This window comes from Bergeyella zoohelcum ATCC 43767 (assembly GCF_000301075.1).
Lineage (GTDB): Bacteria > Bacteroidota > Bacteroidia > Flavobacteriales > Weeksellaceae > Bergeyella > Bergeyella zoohelcum.
Map to the genome: position 1 here is coordinate 573,904 of NZ_JH932293.1, position 19,637 is coordinate 593,540.

Annotated in this window: 17 protein-coding genes and 1 pseudogene; 9 read left to right on the forward strand and 9 right to left on the reverse strand. The window is 35.1% G+C overall.

The features are described 5' to 3' along the window. Window positions 1-369: pseudogene (locus HMPREF9699_RS11535) on the reverse strand (RHS repeat domain-containing protein); the annotation flags it as partial. Here HMPREF9699_RS11535 and HMPREF9699_RS02575 point away from each other — a divergent pair. Next, window positions 355-573: a hypothetical protein gene (locus HMPREF9699_RS02575; RefSeq protein ID WP_002662170.1), complete on the forward strand. Its 219-nt coding sequence runs from the start codon at window positions 355-357 to the stop codon at window positions 571-573. The pseudogene HMPREF9699_RS11535 and the gene HMPREF9699_RS02575 overlap by 15 nt on opposite strands. Here HMPREF9699_RS02575 and HMPREF9699_RS02580 read toward each other — a convergent pair. Then, complete coding sequence (locus tag HMPREF9699_RS02580; protein ID WP_002662172.1) at window positions 568-1,092, reverse strand: hypothetical protein; 525 nt, start codon at window positions 1,090-1,092, stop codon at window positions 568-570. The two genes, HMPREF9699_RS02575 and HMPREF9699_RS02580, sit on opposite strands and share 6 nt — an antisense overlap. A 144-nt stretch (window positions 1,093-1,236) precedes the next feature. Beyond that, window positions 1,237-1,884, reverse strand: a complete 648-nt coding sequence (locus HMPREF9699_RS02585) for a hypothetical protein (RefSeq protein ID WP_002662173.1) — start codon at window positions 1,882-1,884, stop codon at window positions 1,237-1,239. 585 nt (window positions 1,885-2,469) lie between these two features. On the opposite strand from HMPREF9699_RS02585, the gene HMPREF9699_RS02590 reads away from it, so the two are divergent. Next, complete coding sequence (locus HMPREF9699_RS02590) at window positions 2,470-4,716, forward strand: inorganic phosphate transporter (protein WP_002662175.1); 2,247 nt, start codon at window positions 2,470-2,472, stop codon at window positions 4,714-4,716. A gap of 81 nt (window positions 4,717-4,797) precedes the next feature. On the opposite strand, the gene dgt is transcribed toward HMPREF9699_RS02590, so the two are convergent. Beyond that, the gene (gene dgt, locus HMPREF9699_RS02595) at window positions 4,798-6,156 is read right to left on the reverse strand and encodes a dGTP triphosphohydrolase (protein WP_002662177.1); all 1,359 of its coding nucleotides are present in this window, start codon (window positions 6,154-6,156) and stop codon (window positions 4,798-4,800) included. A 91-nt stretch (window positions 6,157-6,247) separates the two neighbouring features. On the opposite strand from dgt, the gene HMPREF9699_RS02600 reads away from it, so the two are divergent. The 4 genes from HMPREF9699_RS02600 (at window position 6,248) to HMPREF9699_RS02615 (ending at window position 11,016) form a co-directional block, all read left to right on the forward strand. Further along, the gene (locus tag HMPREF9699_RS02600; protein ID WP_002662179.1) at window positions 6,248-7,783 is read left to right on the forward strand and encodes a TlpA family protein disulfide reductase; all 1,536 of its coding nucleotides are present in this window, start codon (window positions 6,248-6,250) and stop codon (window positions 7,781-7,783) included. Window positions 7,784-8,286: 503 nt separating this feature from the next. Further along, the gene (locus tag HMPREF9699_RS02605; RefSeq protein WP_034986066.1) at window positions 8,287-8,970 is read left to right on the forward strand and encodes a DUF2461 domain-containing protein; all 684 of its coding nucleotides are present in this window, start codon (window positions 8,287-8,289) and stop codon (window positions 8,968-8,970) included. 87 nt (window positions 8,971-9,057) lie between these two features. After that, on the forward strand, window positions 9,058-10,236 hold the full coding sequence (gene pncB, locus HMPREF9699_RS02610) for a nicotinate phosphoribosyltransferase (protein ID WP_002662185.1): 1,179 nt from the start codon (window positions 9,058-9,060) through the stop codon (window positions 10,234-10,236). Window positions 10,237-10,248: 12 nt separating this feature from the next. Then, entirely contained in the window at window positions 10,249-11,016 is a 768-nt protein-coding gene (locus HMPREF9699_RS02615) for a TrmH family RNA methyltransferase (RefSeq protein WP_002662187.1), read from the forward strand. Between the two features lie 54 nt (window positions 11,017-11,070). Here the strand turns inward: HMPREF9699_RS02615 and HMPREF9699_RS02620 are convergent, their stop codons facing one another. After that, window positions 11,071-11,361, reverse strand: coding sequence for a hypothetical protein (locus HMPREF9699_RS02620; protein WP_002662189.1), 291 nt, complete (start codon window positions 11,359-11,361; stop codon window positions 11,071-11,073). 184 nt (window positions 11,362-11,545) lie between these two features. Between HMPREF9699_RS02620 and HMPREF9699_RS02625 the strand changes: the two genes are divergently transcribed. Together HMPREF9699_RS02625 and HMPREF9699_RS02630 are read left to right on the forward strand one after the other, a co-directional pair. Next, window positions 11,546-12,727 (forward strand): hypothetical protein, encoded by a 1,182-nt coding sequence (locus HMPREF9699_RS02625; protein WP_002662191.1) that lies wholly within the window; start codon window positions 11,546-11,548, stop codon window positions 12,725-12,727. Then, window positions 12,720-13,292: a hypothetical protein gene (locus tag HMPREF9699_RS02630; RefSeq protein ID WP_002662192.1), complete on the forward strand. Its 573-nt coding sequence runs from the start codon at window positions 12,720-12,722 to the stop codon at window positions 13,290-13,292. The genes HMPREF9699_RS02625 and HMPREF9699_RS02630 overlap by 8 nt, the downstream gene beginning before the upstream one ends. On the opposite strand, the gene HMPREF9699_RS02635 is transcribed toward HMPREF9699_RS02630, so the two are convergent. From HMPREF9699_RS02635 to HMPREF9699_RS02650, 4 genes are all read right to left on the reverse strand, one after another. Then, window positions 13,247-13,819 (reverse strand): 5-formyltetrahydrofolate cyclo-ligase, encoded by a 573-nt coding sequence (locus HMPREF9699_RS02635; RefSeq protein WP_002662193.1) that lies wholly within the window; start codon window positions 13,817-13,819, stop codon window positions 13,247-13,249. The genes HMPREF9699_RS02630 and HMPREF9699_RS02635 overlap by 46 nt on opposite strands. 1 nt (window position 13,820) lies before the next feature. Continuing rightward, window positions 13,821-15,494, reverse strand: a complete 1,674-nt coding sequence (gene menD / locus HMPREF9699_RS02640; RefSeq protein WP_002662194.1) for a 2-succinyl-5-enolpyruvyl-6-hydroxy-3-cyclohexene-1-carboxylic-acid synthase — start codon at window positions 15,492-15,494, stop codon at window positions 13,821-13,823. A 117-nt stretch (window positions 15,495-15,611) separates the two neighbouring features. After that, complete coding sequence (locus tag HMPREF9699_RS02645) at window positions 15,612-17,807, reverse strand: TonB-dependent receptor family protein (protein WP_002662195.1); 2,196 nt, start codon at window positions 17,805-17,807, stop codon at window positions 15,612-15,614. 83 nt (window positions 17,808-17,890) lie between these two features. Next, window positions 17,891-18,748 (reverse strand): IS5 family transposase, encoded by an 858-nt coding sequence (locus HMPREF9699_RS02650; RefSeq protein WP_002662196.1) that lies wholly within the window; start codon window positions 18,746-18,748, stop codon window positions 17,891-17,893. A gap of 108 nt (window positions 18,749-18,856) precedes the next feature. Between HMPREF9699_RS02650 and HMPREF9699_RS02655 the strand changes: the two genes are divergently transcribed. Next, window positions 18,857-19,348 carry a hypothetical protein gene (locus HMPREF9699_RS02655; protein WP_002662198.1) on the forward strand — a complete coding sequence of 164 codons (492 nt, stop codon included), beginning with the start codon at window positions 18,857-18,859 and terminating at the stop codon, window positions 19,346-19,348. The last annotated feature ends 289 nt before the right edge of the window (window positions 19,349-19,637 follow it).

Below are 19,637 nucleotides of genomic sequence, written 5' to 3' on the forward strand. Positions count from 1 at the left end.
TTATAGTTCTGCGTGTTGTATGGGTCTTGGATATGTTCATCGGCGTTTAAAAATCTTCTTAATAGTGGGTCATACAAACGCCCATTCATATGGATAAGCCCTATTTCAAACAAATGTTCGTGACTGGTGTAGCCTCTATCTAGCAATAGGCTATGTGCCATGGGCTGTAAGCGACCTATTTCTATAGGGTTATTACCATATTGCAAATGCGTTTCCTCTGCATTGTCCCGCCAACGCTAAAAGTCCACTGGACTTTTGCCACATTATCCACTAATCCCAAGCGTCATAATGTCTTTGCTCTACTTTATTTCCTGCTTCGTCTGAGATAGCCAAAATAGAGCCAAGATAATCTTTATGCAAAAACTTATAAGAACCTATGGTTTCTGTAAAATCCTTAATAAAAACTATTTCACTCTCGTATGGATTTCCTCCAATGTAAATAATGTGTTTTTCTCTTTTTTTGCTATTATCACGAACGATTTCAAAACTACCGTCTTCGGAGTAATGTTAATGAACAACTGGACTTTTGCGAAGATAGTAAATATTACCAATTATAAAAAATCAATTCTATGAGCCGTTTATTTTAGGAAATGATTTAATATTATTTTTATAATTCAACTTAGGATAATAACTCATCATATCATCTTTTATTGACTGTCCTAATATAGATGAAAGGATTATCCTACGATTGGCTTTTAAATTTATCTCTAAATAATAGAAATAAGGATTGTATGCTAGCGTACCTATTCCGCCATCATTTTTATTAAAAAGCTGATAGGTACCATAAATATTTACATCAATAATTTCAGAAATAGGCATCTCTTCGTCATTAATAACTACGCTATTTTCATGGAACAAAACCATTAGATTTTTATTATATTTAGAATAGTTTTCATATAAATACAATACGGGTAAAAAAATCAATCCAACAAAAACAGAAAATAAGATTACAAAAATAACAACAAAAAGCTCAATTTCATCTTCAAAAAAATACCATAAAAAAACAGTAGTAAATACCAATATTATAAAATCTATCAACGCTTCCTGAAAAAGAAGATAAGTATTCTTGTAACACATACGATATTTTTTCATTATATCATCATTTTACTTTTAAATACATTAGTTTATATTGTCTTCAAAATCATTTTTTACTTTAACGATTCATCATACAGCACCTACCACAGTATGACATCATCACTTTAGTAGGTTAAATATACATTACTCTCTTCCAGCACATTAATCTTCATAAATACTTTTCTCCCATGTAACTTTCACCTCATTACTCTTAATTTTGTCCATATAAATTCCTTTTCGTCCTAAATATTCACTTACTTTATAAGGTAAATTTTCATTTAATGAAATAGTTAAAAAATAATTTTTACTTCTCAGCAATTGATAACTTTCACTTTCTGAATAAAAATAAGGACGAAATTCTTCCTCAAAATTAATCTTAGTTGAAAACTTAGCAGAATCATTCTTAGCGATTTTATATTTGTATAGTTCAATCATTTTATTATACTTTTTATATTCGTCAATTCCATCATTCTCCATATAAATATTACGAATATTTTCTATACTATCTATTATGTTTTGCTTATAATCAATAATAAATCTACCAGCAGAAACCTCTCTAACATCATCACTTATATGAATTTTAGGCTGAAACCAAGTATTCATATAAGAGGAGTCTATTTCTCTTCTAAAGAAATCCATATTACACAAAACATAAATATCCTTATCCGTATTATTTACAATATAATATTCTATTGTGTCTTCATTGTAATATACAGGAGCTTGAATATGAATACCTAATCTTTTTTCATTTTTATTGGAACGGCACGAAATAAGCGTCATGAACGCCATGATAAGATAAATATTTTTCATAGATAGAATATTAATACTCTTGGTATCAGTTTAGTTATATACAATTCATCATTTATCTTAAAAAGATTTTGTTTTTGCTTTTACATTTTGGACAATCCATCTCTTATTTTTTTGTACAAGTTTACAAAAACCATATTTAATTACCTAACTCCAAAATTGTATTTAGAGGTTGAATTATGCTTAATTTTGATTTCTTAACCAAAGTGTTATTTAATTTTAAATTGCATCTTCTGAGTCATCATTTTAATTTTTATAAAAAAAACTTAATAATACTCAGGGGTGATAAAATTCATTAAATCCATCATCATTAGTCAATTCATTTATAAATTTTTAAAAGAAAATTACTGTACTTCATTTTTATATTTTTTAAATGGATGTTTATTTTACCCTATCTTCTTTACACAACTCCCCCATGTAGCACAAAGCAACAAGTCGTCATTCTTTTATTTTCAAGAAACCCAACAAAGCATGGATAATGCTAATATTAATTCCTCTTAACATTACCTTATTTTCAGGTTAAGTTTTCTTAACAAAAAAGAATCCGATGCTATAAATCAATACTTTTGAGCCAAAATTATTCAAACTATGGATTTTTATATCTTTGTGATAGGAGTTTTACTCCTTTTAGCAGCCGTAGATCTCATTGTGGGTGTGAGCAATGACGCGGTCAACTTCCTGAACTCCGCCATCGGTTCTAAGGTAGCTTCTTACAAGACCATCATTCTCATTGCCGTGGCAGGTATCGTGATTGGGTCTGTATTTTCCAGTGGAATTATGGAAATTGCCAGAAAAGGCATCTTCTACCCTCAGCATTTCACCTTTGAAGTCATTCTCGTGGTTTTTCTCGCGGTAATGCTTACAGATATCATCCTTTTAGATATATTCAATAGCTTAGGACTCCCTACTTCCACCACCGTTTCCATCGTTTTTGAACTTTTAGGAGCGTCACTTATGGCGGGAATACTTTTTTCCATGGCTAAAAATGAAAGCATCAATGACATTTGGAAATACATTAATTTTGAAACCACCCAAAGCATCGTGTCAGGGATTTTCCTCTCCGTACTCATCGCCTTTACGGCGGGTGCCTTGGTACAATATCTTTGCAGATTACTTTTCACTTTCCAGATAGAAGAAAAACTCCACAAGTTTGGAGCCATTTTCTCAGGCTTCGGAATTACTTCTATTGTTTACTTCCTCTTGATTAAAGGGTTAAAAGGTACCACTATCCTTTCCAAATCTACTTCTAAGTGGATAGTAGATAACACTTGGCTCATCTTAGGCATCTTATTCCTCATCTCTACGGTGATTCTTTGGGCATTCCAAAAATTCGGTAAGGTCAATCCATTAAAAATCGTGGTACTCGCAGGTACTTTCTCATTGGCAATGGCTTTTGCAGGGAATGATTTGGTGAATTTCATCGGCGTACCTATCACTGGACTCTTAGCGTACCAAAACTGGATAAGCACAGGACTTCCAGCCAATGAATACTATATGGATTACCTACAGGGCAGTGATGTCATCGTTCCTAATTATATGCTCCTCATCTCTGGAATCATCATGGGAATGACCATTTGGCTCAGTTCTAAAGCGAAAAAAGTAACCGAAACGGAAGTAAATCTAGGCAGACAAGATGAAGGCGAAGAAAGATTCAAGCCCAATGCCATTTCCAGAAGCGTAGTCAATTCTTCTTTGACATTTAGCAAAATCTTCGGTATCATCATCCCTTCATCCGTAACACAGCGGTACAATACCAGCTTTGAGAAGAAAAAACTAAAAGAGGCTACCCAAACGCAAGATACTCCTGCATTTGACCTTGTGAGAGCCTCCGTTAATTTAGTCATTGCCTCTATTATCATCGCTTGGGCTACTTCTAATAAACTACCACTATCTACCACCTATGTATCATTCATGGTAGCCATGGGAAGCTCCTTGGCAGATAAGGCATGGGGGAGAGACAGTGCCGTATATCGTGTAGCAGGAGTGCTTTCTGTTATCGGTGGGTGGTTCATCACAGCACTGATTGCTTTTTCAGTAGCATCTGTTTTTTCATTTATTTTATACAAGGGTGGACAAACGGGTACCATTATCCTCATTTCCGTAGTGTTTTCTTATATCATCATTTCTCAAATTCGTTTTAGCCAAAAAGAGAAAAAATCAAAGAAAACTAAAGACCGACTCAAAATACTAGAAAACGAAGACATGAATACCGTGCAGAAATACCAATCTCTCGTAAGCACTGCGGTATCCGAAATTGCTACCAGCTATAACATGACGCTAGATGGACTCATAGAAGGCGATATTTCTAAACTAGAAAAGGCCAATGAAGCATTAAAAGATTTGGAAGAACATGGCTATAACCTCAGGTCAAAAAGCATCAAGTACTTAAAATCTTTACAGATGAATGACAGGCAGGTGGCACAAGTCATTGTGATGAGCAGTGATTTCATCCAAGATCTCACCCAATCTACCAAGTCTATGAGTGATGAAGCTTTGTTCTACATCAAAAACTTACACACCATAAGCAATCCAAAATTCCTTAACGACTTAAAAATTTTGGACGAAAAAATGGAGGAGTTTTTCAATCTCGTTTTGGTGTCTCTAGAGCAAACCAAAAATGAAAACTTTGAAACCATCAAGAAAAATAGAAATGCGGTACGAAGTTTTATCAATGAGAATCTAGATACGCAAATCTCCAATATCAATGCAGAAAAACCAAGCACCAAGGAAGGGGTACTCCAAACCAATGTTTTTCTTCAGAGCCGAGACATCCAAGCCGTACTCACCCGAATTTCTAAAATGTATCTCAAACTCTACGAGGAAAGAGTACTCTAATTAACTTAGTTATCATCACAAAAAACACCCGCTATTAGGGTGTTTTTTTCTTTTAGATTTTTTCGTTCCTTTCTTTTTCTCCTACATGGTCATCCCTATATCTATTCCCTTAATTTTTCGGTAAAGATCTGTGGCATAGTTATCCGTCATCCCCGACACAAAGTCCAAAACCCCCAATACCCTTTCATAAGGTGTACCATGCTCATAACTAAACTGATGCGGAATGAGTTTAAGTGCCTTTTTATCATAACTCTTCCGGTTTTCTTTATCCAAAATCACCGATGGAATAAAATGGTCTAAAAGCTCATACATCACATTATATCCTGCATTCTCTATCTCTACCACTGCCTTGTGATTATAAATCTTTTCTACCGAAAATCTTTCTATTTCTTGCAAAGCCTTACTTTCTTTTTTAAAAGCATCTAATAAAGCGGTGTCTAACACTCCATTTACAATGGTTTCAAAATTTCGCTGATAATTCGCAATAGAAATGGTAATCAATGCATTAATCACTTTGGCTCTCAGATAAGAAATTCTATCATTGGCATTCGTAATAGCGGACAATTTTGTTTCCACTTTAGCCAAATCTTCAGGATTCACAGACTGGATAAGGTCTATGAAAAGGTTTTCACAATCTCCAGAACTCACAATGCCCAAACGATGTGCATCTTCCATATCAATGATACTATAGCAGATATCATCTGCCGCCTCTACTAGCCACACAAAAGGATGACGGGCAAAGATAATAGGTTCGGTCTCCAAGCGTCTCATTCCCGTATGCTGAGCAATCTCTAAAAAAATAGCTTTAGAACTTTGGAAGAATCCGTATTTTTTTTGATGAAGGATATGCTTATTTTTCGCTATAGACTCACACGGGTATTTTGCAATGGAAGCCAAAGTAGTAAATGTAAGCATGGTTCCTCCCTCATCTTTTCCATTTTGCTGATGTGTAAGCACACGGATGGCATTAGAATTCCCTTCGAAATGAATTAAATCTTGCCATTCTTTAGGGCTAAAATACGCCTTTAAACCATTCTCATTTCTTTCAAAATAACTCGCTATAGCATCTTCTCCAGAATGCCCAAAAGCAGGATTCCCTACATCATGACAAAGACATGCTGAGGCGATGACATCACCAAGCTGATAATTATAAAAATGCTCAGATTCAGGCGTTAGTTCTCCTTTATAATTCTGAACGATGAACTCTCCCGCCAAACTCCCTAAGCTCCTTCCCACCGAAGATACTTCTAAAGAATGTGTAAGCCTATTATGCACGAAAACACTCCCCGGCAGTGGAAACACCTGCGTCTTATTCTGCAATCTTCTGAAAGCAGACGAAAAAATAATTCTATCATAATCCCTTTGGAAATCCGTACGAGAAACTTTGGTTGCTGTATGCCCTCCACTTCGTTGATTGGTAAAAAGGTGGTTAAGATTCATAGGACAAAAATACGAGATATTAGTAATTTCTTGTAAATATTTTTTATTCCATGAGCAATAGTGTATTTTTGCATGGATTAAAATAAAAATAATGAGAAAATTAATTGGTTTATTTCTTTTAGGCTTGCTCTTTATTGCTTGTTCTAAAAAAATAGAAATAGAGGGTACCGTAAAAGGGGGCTCTCCTTTGGAAAGATTAGAAATTACCGAAGCCTCGGGGGTGGCTACGCTTCCTTTAATCAACATCGGTGCAGATGAAAAAGGGAAATTCACAGGGAGCTTTGAGGCACCTAAAAACGGAATGTATCTCCTCAGCTATGGAGGGCAACAAAACATCTTCTTCCTAAAAAGAGGACAAAAATTTGAATTTCAAGGAGTAGCGGGCACCTTCCCTACCGAATTTACAATAAAAGGAGACGCTTATGCCAATAATGAATTCCTAAAAGAAGCTCAAAAAGCACTTTTAGAAAGAACAAAACGAGTGGACATCATGCAAGAACTCCAAAAGGGAGAGGAGAATTTCGTAGCCGTGTTTACCAAAGTTCAAAATGAGCTAGAGAAAAAATTTGATGAACTGGCAGAAAAACACAAAGCAGATAAAGAAGTTTTACAGTGGAAAAAGGCAGACCTCCGTACAGGGATTCTCTCCGTCATTCCTCAGGTCATCATGATGAAAAAACAAACTTCTGGAAACCCTAATTATAAACCGCATAAATCTCTTGCAGATTTTGAAAACAAACTCCAAGACAATTCGGATGAATTGCTCAAAGAACACCCTCTGTACCGCCAATATCTTCTGAGCAAAATCTCGGACGATTTTCAAAAGTTCGTTGAGAAAAACCAAGGAAAAGTAGAACAATCTACCACACAACTTTTTGTAGATTTCCTCAAAGGAAGAAAAGAACTTACCCAAACAGCGAAAGATTACCTTACGGCATTCATCATCGCACAATATGAGCTTTCCCAAAATACAACGGAGGACAACAAGAAAAAACTGAATGACCTCATTGAAAAAGAAATCAAAGACACTTCGGTAAAGGAAAGCATGAAAAAATTGCTGTTCGTAATTGGAGGTTTTAGCAAAGGCGAAGAAGCTCCTAAAGCTACCTTAAAGACCACTGATGGAAAGAGCTTTTCATTAGACAGCCAAAAAGGAAAACCTACACTTTTAGTTACCTACGCTTCTTGGACCCCCATGCTTCAAGAAATCAATATGCCGATTATCAAGCAGATGGTAGATTTTTATAAATCTAAATTCAATGTAGTGTACATTAATTTTGATGATACCGAAGCTCAATTCAAAAAGACCAGCAGTGCACTGCTAAAAGGATATCATGGCACTCCAGCGTATGCCGAGGGCGGACTGAACTCTGAGTTTGCAAAGAAGTATGGTATCTATGCCTTTAAATTGGCTCCAGGGCTTTTAGTTTTAGATAAAGAAGGAAAAATCGCAGGTCCTTCATTCTACAATCCTGGTGAACAAGAATTTGTAAAGCTTATGGATCAACTCTCAGGACTGAAGGCACCAGAAATAAGTCAAGATGGAGTTTCATTACAAAATGACCTACTCTCTCCTCCTACATCTGGAGAAACATCTGCTGCAGAAGCTCCAAAAACTGAAAAATAATCTTAATTACACTACCAAAGCTGTCCTATTATGGACAGCTTTTGATATAAAAAGCATTGGAATTATAAAAAGAAGTTATCTCGCTTAATGAATAGAGATAACCATTAAGGAATGAAGATAATAGAGCGTATTGTTGTTTTTATTAAGAATCCTTTTTATAGATGGAGCGAAGTTCATTAAGTTTAATATCCTTCACCTGATTTGGCTCGTCAAATGATTAATAAAATGGAGTGTAGGGAGAGAAACTGAAATCTCTAAATGCCCCAATGGTAGAAAAAAGTAGAGATGAGTTTATCGTATAATATAGTACGATGCGTTCGTATAGTGTAGTACGATTATGGATTGGGTGAAATTCATTCACCTAATTTGACTTGTCCAATGCTTAATAAAATGGTGTATTGGGAGAAAAGCTGAAATCTCTAAATGCCTTAATGGTAGAAAAAGTCAAGATGAGTATAAAAATAAATTCACTACCTTTACCTTACTTTTTTACAATGATGCCAATGAAAACTCCTATAATCTCCCAAGACACTCTATCTTTTCTGAAAGAAATTGCTGAAAATAATCACCGTGAATGGTTCGCCGAGCAAAAAAAACGCTATGATGCCATAGCAAAAGAAAATAAACTCTTTTTCCAACAAATTTTTGAAGCGTTACAAAGGCATGATGAAGTTACCCGTATGCACATTTTCAGAATCTATAAAGATGTACGGTTTTCTAAAGATAAATCTCCCTACAAAACGAACTTCGGAGTTGCTTTTTCTCGTAAAAAGCCTGAGCTTAGAGGAGGCTATTATCTTCATATAGCACCCAACCAGTCCTTTGTGGGCGGTGGATTTTGGGCACCTGAAAAAGAGGACATGTACCGCTTTCGGAAAGAATTAGAAATGGACGATACGCCTATCAGAAGCATCATTACCGAACCTACATTTCAAGAGTATTTCAAAACTATCCAAGGAGACGATGCCGTGAAAATTGCACCTAAAGGGTTTGACAAGAATCATCCCGCTATGGACTTAATTAAGAAAAAACAATGGGTGGTCATGAGACCATTTACAGATGAACAAGTAATGAATGAAAGCTTCCTTATAGAAACCATCAAAACTTTTTTAGCCATGCGTCCTTGGTTTGATTACATGTCTGATGTACTCACCACTGACCTAAACGGAGAAAGCATCATAGGATAATACTAGTTTTGAAAAAATAAAGCATATAGCTGAATAACCTATTTTACCTATCTTTACAACTCATAATTTATACCATTAATTTATACTATGTCAAAAACCATTTTTAATTCCATACTAGACAATGATTTCTACAAATTTACTATGCAAAATGCAGTGGTAAAACTCTTCCCTTCACAAAGAGTAAAATATAGTTTCATTAATAGAGGAAAACATTTCATTCCTGATAATTTCGGTGAAGTACTTAGAGAAGCGGTAGATAATATGGCAAAGCTAAAACTTACCAAAGACGAAAAAGAATATCTTAAAAACACTTGTCCTTATCTCGCTCTTCCATATCTAGACTTTTTAGAAGGCTACCGCTATGACCCTTCCGAAGTAAAGATAGTACAAAATGGACATGATATAGAAGTGTCTGTAGAAGGGCTTTGGTACAGAACCATTCTTTGGGAGGTCCCTCTTTTAGCGATGATTTCAGAACTGTACTATGAAATGAATGATATGGAAAGAAATAGTAATGATTTCATCATAGAAAACACTTTAGGGAAAGCCCAAAAACTCCAAAAATTGGGGGTTAATTTCGCAGAATTTGGTACTAGAAGAAGACATTCCTACAAGGTACATGACATAGTGGTAGATGCGCTCATTAAAAGTAAGAATAATAATTTCATAGGCTCTTCTAATGTGCATTTCGCTATGAAATACGGCATCAAACCCATTGGCACCCATGCACATGAATGGTTCATGTTTCATGCCGCAGAATTTGGTTTTAAAATGGCCAATGAACTCGCATTGGAGCACTGGGTAGATGTATTCCGTGGAGATTTAGGAGTAGCCCTTTCAGACACTTATACCACAGATGTCTTCTTCCAGCAGTTTGATAAAAAGTTTGCTAAACTATTTGATGGAGTAAGGCATGACAGTGGAGACCCGCTTCTTTTTGCAGATAAAACCATCGCACACTATGAAAAAAATGGCATCAACCCTCTGTACAAATACATCATTTTTTCCGATGGACTCAATTTAGAAAAAGTAGAGGAAATCACCCACTATTGCAAAGGAAAAATAGGAGTTTCCTTCGGTATTGGGACCAATCTCACCAATGATGTAGGGCTAAAACCGATGAACATCGTAATGAAACTCATCGGGGTTCAGGCGAATAATGGTGACTGGATTCCTACCGTAAAACTTTCTGATGAAAAAGGAAAATACACTGGAGACCCTAAAATGATAGAGCTGGCAAAAACTTTTTTGAGAATTGACTCTTAATTGCTTACAAAAATGATAGAAAGCACACAAAATGATAAGATAAAATGGCTCAATAGACTTTCCACCGATAATAGATTCAGAAAAAAATCAAACTTATTTGTGGTAGAAGGAGTTCAAGAAAACGAAAGAGCCATAAAATTTGGGTACGAGGCAACTGATTTCTTTATTTGTTCTACTATTTTTAGTCAGGAAAAACCCGATGCCAAAATACACGAAGTTTCAGAAGCAATTTATAATAAAATAGCGTACAGAAAAAATGTAGAAGGTATCATAGGAGTATATAAAGCTAAAAACCATTCTATTGAAGAAAATAAAATCAATGAACACGCAAGCATCATTGTCATTGAGGGGATAGAAAAACCTGGAAATTTAGGAGCTATTCTCAGAAGCTGTGAAGCCTTTGGCATCAATACACTCATGATTTGTGATGCCAAAACAGATATTTATAACCCTAATGTCATCCGCTCCAGTGTAGGCTGTCTGTTCGGAATGAATATCATCAATACTACCAATGAAAAAGCATTACGCTTTTTCCAAGAACAGGAAATTCCTATTTTCACCACTTATATGGCAGCAGATGCAAAAGCCATCTATACGATGGATTTCAAAGAAAAATTCGCATTAATTTTCGGGACGGAACATTCTGGCATTACAGATTTCTGGCTACAACACTCCGAAAACATCATTATCCCTATGTATGGCACCATTGACTCTCTTAATCTGAGCAATGCCGTGGCCATCAGTTGTTATGAAATTGCTAAACAGAGGAATGATAAATAAAAACAGGGGCATTACTTAAGTAATGCCCCCTACTAATTAGGTATTATGCTCTAATTATTTTGTAGCTTCTTTTACAGCATCTTTAGCAGCATCAGCAGCGTTAGAAGCAGCATCAGCAGCATCAGTAGCTACTTCAGCAGCATCAGTAGCAACTTTACCAGTAGCATCAGCAGCAACAGTAGCAGCAGAATCTACCACAGTAGCAGCAGAATCTACTACAGAAGCAGCAGAATCCACAGTAGCAACAGCAGCAGAATCTAAAGAGCTAGCAGTTTCAGTAGTTTCTTTTTTACAAGCTACAAGAGCTAAAGCAGCAACAGCTGCTACGAACAATGATTTTTTCATTTTAGATAAATTTTAAAATTGTTTAAGTTTTCGTTTAATTTTACTCTGTTCATTTGTTTTAGAACGGGACAAAGATAGGTTAGAAGAAAAATTTGTGTAAGAAAAATAGTTGTAATATATTTGTAAAACTATTTTACAAAAAATGATATTTAAAAATCAGATAGTTACATAAAACAATAGCCACTTGGAAAATTTAGACATATTACACTTTGAACAGCTCAAAACAGAAATAGAGCAAAAATTTCTTGAAGGAAATACGCCTTCAAATCCTTCCATTTCCAAGTGGAAAGGGATAGACATTGTGTATTTTCAGGAGGATTTAAGAAAAAAAGCCAAAGGAAATATTTCTGAAAAATCTTTTTATACCTATTTTAAATCTAACAATACCACTAAACTCCCAAGAATAGATATGCTGAATATCCTCAGTATTTATGCGGGATATGAATCTTGGTATGCATTTAAGAAAAGTCATCTATTCGAAAATGAAGTGCTAGAAAACGAAACAGAAACAGTAATATCTGAACAAGAAAATTTACTACCAAAAGAAATAAAACCAGAAGAAGGCAATACAGCAGAAAGCAATAAAAAAATTACAGAAAAAAACACTGCTTCATCTTCCGAAAATCATCAAGAAAATACTATTTTACAAAAAAACAACACTGAAAATAAAACAGTTAAAGAAAAATCAGAAATTACATTTTCTGCAAATGAATCACCAAACTCCAATGGTTATTTCATTAAAAAATGGACAGCACTTCTTCTATTTTTAATCATTTTAGTAGGAATAGGCATTGCTATTTATTGGAAAAGCATCTTTGGGGTTACTTATATTTATTCATTTAGAGATGCGGATAGAAGTACGGGAGTAAACATACCGTTGAACATCAAAGTAATCAAAGAAAATGAATCCCCTATATTCTATCGTATAGAACCTGGTCAAGATTTCGTCTATTCTACAGACGAAAAAATGCTCAATATGGAGGTTACCAGTCCTCTATATGAAAATCTATCCATCACGAGAAACCTAGACAATGCCCCCGAAAAAGAAATTATTACTCTAAGACCTGATGATTACAAAACATCCGTGTATTACTATTCCAAAAAGAGCATCCCTGGAGATGCAGAGGACGCCTTAGAGCAAATTAAACTGAAAAGAAGAGAACTAGAGCATAGAATTAGCAATCATGCGGTGATTTATCAAGTATTTGATAATAATATCTATGGAATAGAAACACTGGATAAAGAAAAATACATCACCTTAGTAACCACTCCTACCACTTCGCTTAAGAATCTTTCATTCTTAGATGTAAAAACCGAAAATGGTAAAATAATTCTCATAAAATTTAAAATTAAAGAAGATGAATAAATATATCTTATTCTTTATAGTATTCATAATGATGATTTCATGCTCCCAAAAGAACAAGGAGGTATTATCTCTGGATGATGTAAGGAATAACACCAATTCTAGCAGTTATCCATCCACAAAAATGGATAGCGTACAGGCCATTAATTCCATTACCAAACAAAAAGTAAGAGAGGTGTTAGAGCTTTCCATTTTGTATCAAAATAGCAACAAAAATTCAGAGATAGATGAAGCGGTTCATCGTCAAGCGTTAGGCTACTTTTACAAACCTGATTCCCTCACATTGAGCTATTTACTAGAAGATTTAGACACTTTACAGGTAAAGAATGCCAATATTCAAGATTTTACGGTAGAAAAAAGAGTATTTAAAAAAGACACTTTAAATTTTGCTAAATTCAGCGTAGAATATTTTAATAAAAATAACCAGTCTATTGGTGTATATGAGAGAGAAGCTCAGTACATCCTCTTACCTGCAGAAATACAGTTTAAAAAAGAATTCAAGTTCTTTTTCCTCAATTTTTATCATCCTATTTTAAAAGAAAAAACTGAAGAAGGTATTATCAAATAATCCAATGGAATATCTTCAGAACGGAGGTCTGAAATGCACTCTTTAGGCGGAAAAAAATTGACCCCTATTTTCAAGCCATCTGTAGAAATAGAAGAAAACAGCCCATCATAAAACCCTTTACCATAGCCCACTCTATTGCCATTCGGATCACAATAAAGCAATGGTGCAATGACGAAATCAAAATCTTTTACCTGAGCATCCATATGGGTCTTAGGTTCTAAAATGCCCCAAGCATTGTATTCTAATTCTGAATCTGGAAAAAGCTCTACAGATATCAATTTATCCCCCATTACTTTGGGCACGAAAAAACGAATGCCATGCTCAAAACAATAATTCATCAGCGGAATGGTATTCACTTCTCTGAATTTTTCTATAGGCAAAAAACAATGAATTTTCTGATTTTCAGTAGGGTTAAATTGTAAAATAAAATGCTCCAAAATTTTACTAGAATAATTTTCTACATCAGAAGTCGTCATCTGCTTTCTTAGTTCCCTATACATGGTTCTCAGTTCCGCCTTCGTTTTCATATTATTCATTTTTAGGAGATACTTCTCTGAAATATTGCTTCAGCACGGATGCGTTATCTACATTCTGAGTATTGATTTCCAAAATTTTTGGTCTAGCAGAGTTTTCAAAGAATTTACTTAGAATCCTAGAAAGAGTAATATCATCCGAGGCCTGTGTAAACTCGAATCCGAAATGTTTCGCTAGTGCTTCTGCACTTTTATGATGAGTAGTAGCAATAAACTCATTCAGTGCCATGGCTTGAGAAGGCCCTGGAATAATTTTGAAAATATCACCTCCTCCATTGTTGAGTAAAATAATTCTGGTATAAGGTGGGATATACTGATTCCAAAGCCCATTAATATCATAGAAAAAACCAATATCTCCCGTGATTAAAACCGTTGGACTATCACTCACCATGGCATATCCCATGGCAGTAGAGGTACTTCCGTCAATGCCACTCGTTCCACGGTTACAGTGGACAGTATGTTTAAAATCAAACAGCTGAGCATACCTTATCACTGAACTATTACTAAAATGGACATGATAATCCTGAGGAATAGCCTTGGAAAGATAAGACATTGCTAAAAAATCAGAAAAAGGCACTTTGGGCAAGAACAGCGTATGGCGGTGATCCGCTTTATCTTTCAAATTCGTCCAAAGATTAAAATACGAATGTGGCTCTAGCCTTGCTACGGATAATAGCTGCTGAAAAAAAACTTCTGGTGCAGCTTTTACTCTCTCCGTCAAAGCAAAATAAGTATCTGGATGCCAATGTTTATCAATATGCCAATGCTGTGTAGGCTGTGCTTTTCTTAAAAATTGTTTTACTTTTTTAGAAACTACATTTTGCCCAACGGTAATGAGTAAATCAGGAGCATACGCTCTATAATCCTCTTCCGAAAAATTAAAAATATACCGATCAATATGATTAAAAAACTTATCGTCATGCAAATTAGAATTCACCTCGGTAAGCACCACCGCACTATGATTTTTAACAATTTGAGCTAAAAGCATTTGTAGCTCTGCATTATCTTTCAGTGTACCTGTAAGAATGAGGATTTTTTTTGCGGCATTCCACTCTGTTGCCAACTTTGAAGGCAAAGCATATTGAGACTGAGCAATCATTGCCTCGGGAGTTCGGAACTTCTTAATCTCCGTAACAAACTCATATAAAGGCTCTTCCAAAGGAATATTAATATGTACTGGTCCTTGTTTTTCTACACATAATGAAATGGCTTTGGTAAGAATTTCGGCATTGCTTTCTTCCGCTTCGAAATCTCCATCTTCTTTCAGTTCAAAATCTCCATAGCTATGCTGGTGGAAAATGTTTTTCTGCCGAATCGTCTGACCGTCAAATAAATCCACAAAATCTGTAGGTCTATCTGCAGTGAGTAGGAGTAGAGGAATATTTTGGTAAAAAGCCTCCGTTACTGCAGGATAATAATTTACCGCTGCCGAACCACTGGTACAAATAACCCCTACAGGCTTGCCCAGTCGCTTCGCCATCCCCATGGCCACAAATGCTGCACTTCTTTCATCTACAATACTATAACAATGAAAATTTTCTATCTGTGTAAAATGAATAGCGATGGGTGCATTTCTAGACCCAGGAGAAATCACAAAGTGATGCACTCCCAAAGCATCTAGATGATGTGCCAATAACTGTATGCTTTTCTTAGATGAATATTGCTTCATAAAGTTTCCTTTCAGTGATGCAAAGGTACTACTTAAAACCGTAAATATTAGATAAAAAGAATCCAAACCGATACACCGATTTGGATTCTTATTAAAAAACGAATAGGTTAGCCTTTTTTAAAACTTAATGCTTGTTCCTACAGAGAAGAAAAGAGGCATCCCTGGTCTATATCCCGCAGGATTAAGCGTTGCTAAATATTTTTTATTCAGCAAGTTTTGTCCTGTTACGAATACATTAGCATAAGGAGTCATTTGGTATCTTACCACAGCATCTAACAAAATAACACTTGGCACCAAGTCTTTATCTAAAATTTTTCCTTGCCCTACTTTATTACGAATGTCCCCTCTGTATTTCATTACTGCACTGAAGCTAAATTTGTTAATATTAGCCCCCAGTTCACCTGTCAACATGTGCGTAGGAATATACGGTAGTTTATCTCCCTTCTTCACCTTACCATAAACCTCTGCTTTACTCTCATAGTCATTTTTAAACGAAGAATCGAAATAAGTATAATTCACACTCACTGGGAAATTCACATCACTGTCTTTTCCATTGATGGTGTATTTTAAATATGCCTCTACACCTTTCACAAGTACTGCACCAGCATTATAGAGGTCTCCTTGGCCCGTAGCTCCGCCTACCGCATTGGTATCCGCCCCTAAAAGATTGCTATAATCATTGATATAGCCACTCACCTCTGCGTCTAAGTGATTATCATTCCAGCGCATACCTAACTCATAGTTCCAGCTATTCTCTGCTTTTTGACCTTCCTTAATTCCAGAAGGAGCAAATCCTTTATGAACACTTGCGAAGATAGACCCTGCTTTAGTAAAGTTATACAAAATAGACGCACCAGGGATGAATACTTTATTTTCATTTTCAGTTACTTTTGTACGCGTTTTCCTTTCAGGATCATTTCCCGCATAGCGAGTTTCCTTCATAGAAATATCCTCATATCTGAAACCTCCTGTGAAAGTAAAGTCTCCTAATTTATGCTGATACTGTAAGTAAGAAGCAAATGCTTCCGCATTAGACACTCTATTGGTCTGAGAACCTCCGATTCCAATAGATTTTAAAGATAATCCGTGCTGTGTACTTCTGTATTTATCATCGGCTTGGAATCTATCTTCCTCCTCTCTGTGGTATCTTGCTCCAAAACGGATTTTTCCATTTTTGGTTACCTGATAATTAGAGTTCATTTGTATTCCTTGAGAGTAATAAGCACGATTATTATTTCTCACATACACCGTATTATCACCAGCGTAAAGTCCTTTAAGCACCGCTACCTCGTCTGAATTTTGTCCTTTATTTAACGCAGCAGAAAGCCCTACTTTAGACGCTGTACCTACCTGAATGTCATTTACTTTATGCCAGTTTCTATTGAACTCATTATGATATACATCAAAATTCAAAGTAAGTTTCTTAAGTGGTTCTATTTCATAAGACAACAAATAAGAGCGGTGATTATTTTTCATTTGATCCAATTCAGAAGCCATATATCTCTGTAAAGGATCTGCTTCGAAATCTGCCTTAGTAAGCCCCATATAAGTCTCGTTATCTAATTGCTTAGAAAACTGAAGCTTAAACTGTAGTTTACTTGGAATTGTAGCATCAGAATTATCATACAAGAGTTTAATCATCCCATCATTAAGATTGAACCCTGTATTTTTATTGTTCGGTAATTTTTTAAATCCGTCTGAAGAAGCATTATAATATTCCACCAAATATCCAAACTTCCCTATTCTATCTCCGATGTTCAAGTGTACATTCTTGGTATCAAAGCTACCGTATGCAAGGTTTGCATTTCCTGAGAAAGATTTAGGTACTTGTGTAGAAATAAGGTTCATACTTCCTCCTACAGTATTAGGACCGTAAAGGATTTGTCCACTACTTTTAAGAATTTCCACACCCGCCATTCTTGCCATAGTAGGGAAATAATATGCAGCTGGGGCAATATAAGGAGCAGGGGCTGCGAGAACTCCATCTTCCATCAAGTTGATAGACATTGATCTGTAAGAAGAAGCACCTCTGATGATGATATTAGGTCTCAATCCGAAGCCATCCTCTTCCACTATACTGATTCCGTTTTTCCCCATCAGGATTCTGTTCGGATCTGTATAATTGTACTTTTTTATATCCTTTTTGCCAAGGTGAAAATGCGAAGATGCTCTTTCATTGGCATCTCTATCTGGGAAAATAGTTTGAGAAGAAATGACTACCTCTTCTAATTCTTTCTCTCTACCTTCGTTTTCTTGGGCATGAGCAAAAGCCACTCCCGCAAGCATAATTGCTAAAAAATACTTTTTTGTCATCGTAGTAATTTTAGTGCGAAATTACAGCTATTTTTATTAAGTACAAATAATAATACATGATTTTTATCACTATCCAATCGTATTTATACCAAAAATAGAGAACTCATCTCGACTTTTTGTTTTTGTTTAAATTTTCTGAGTCCTAATACGATAAAGGCAAGGTAATTAAAACCTATCCAACTACTTACGGTAGTGTCAAAACGATTTAAAACCGAACGAAAACTATCCATCCAAGCGTTGCTTCTTTCAATGGCGTAACGCTCTTTATAGAGTTTTTTATCGAAATAATGTTCCGTTTCAGAGGGGGATTTTTGGTTTCTTTTGTTTTCACAAATATTGGCTATGATACCTTCTGAGGCGGTTATTTTCCGAAGATTTTCACTGTCAAAACCTGCATCAAAATTCACAAATAAACCCTCTGTGGAGATTTCAGCCTTTTTCAAAACGGATGTAATTTCTTGAAAATGAGTCTCTATATTATACAAGTCGTGATGCTGGCCAGATATAGGCTGAGACATTGCTAACATCAAACCTTGCCTGTCGGACAAGAACAAACTATTCGTTGTTTTTGCTTTTTTACGAGATTGATAACCGACTTCTTCCCCGCCTTTTTTTGCGGGTGTTTGGCTACCGTCAAAATCGCAACTTGAACAATCTATTTTCGATTTGTTTTTCTTCAAAATTTCTACCCAACAAGTCTGCCAAGCACCTTCTTCACACCATTTCCGGTAATGCCCAAACACGGTTTTATAGCTCGGAACTACCTCTGAAAACAATTGTTCCATTGGTAAAAGTGCCCATTGAATACCTGTTTTCAATTTGTATAAAATACAGTTAATTATCTCACTAATAGGCGATTTTGGTTTAAATCCTCTTTTTCTTTTAGGTAAATGTGGGATAATTTCTTCTACTATCGTATCTTTGTCCAGTACTACAAACAAGGTCTTAGGTTTTTATGTTTCACACCACAAAAATCATAATTCCTTGTTTGTTTTCAAAAAGTCAAGATAGACTCATTTTCAGTATCACACAAAAAATAAATTTACATCATGGTAAGGAAAATATTTTTATTATTTGTAATTTTTATTATTACAAATTGTATTGGGACCTATAGTTTTAAAACGGATAGAAATAATGAAGTATTAGTCAATGATTTCCGAGACTATTCGTTTCAAATAAGGCCGTCAATTGAGGATTTGAAAAAAATAGATACAACTGCTTATTATATTCAAATTTTTCCTGAAAATTATATCAATGAAGATTTATTAAAAAATCCTCAAATATTTATTTTTCATAATGATGGATTTTATAAGCGGGAATCATTGAAGTATTTTGGTAATAGAGATAAATATAGAAATAAAAATTCTATTTACTATGGTGGTAAATATAAAATTATTGAGGACGAAGTTTTTTTAGAGAGTTTTGGAAAATATCCAGGAGCAAAAAAATGGTATAAAAATATTACTAAAGGTAAGATTTTAGGAGATAGTCTTTATTTTGATGAATATACAATATTTGTCAAGAAATATTCTATATATTGACGCGTATAGTTGCATATAGTTGATTTTTCCTTATCTTCGAAAAAAAGAAGTTCATTAACATGGTTAGACGGAAGTTTTGAAGTCATTTCTGAAAGCAAAAAGGAGGTAGAGAAAAACACATCATTTATATTGGCGGCAATCCTTATGAAAGCGAGATTGTATATCTTAAAAACTTTAATGAAACGGCAGGAAGCTATAAGTTTTTGCATAAAGATTATCTTGGCTCTATTTTGGCTATCTCAGACGAAGCAGGAAATAAAGTAGAGCAAAGACATTATGACGCTTGGGA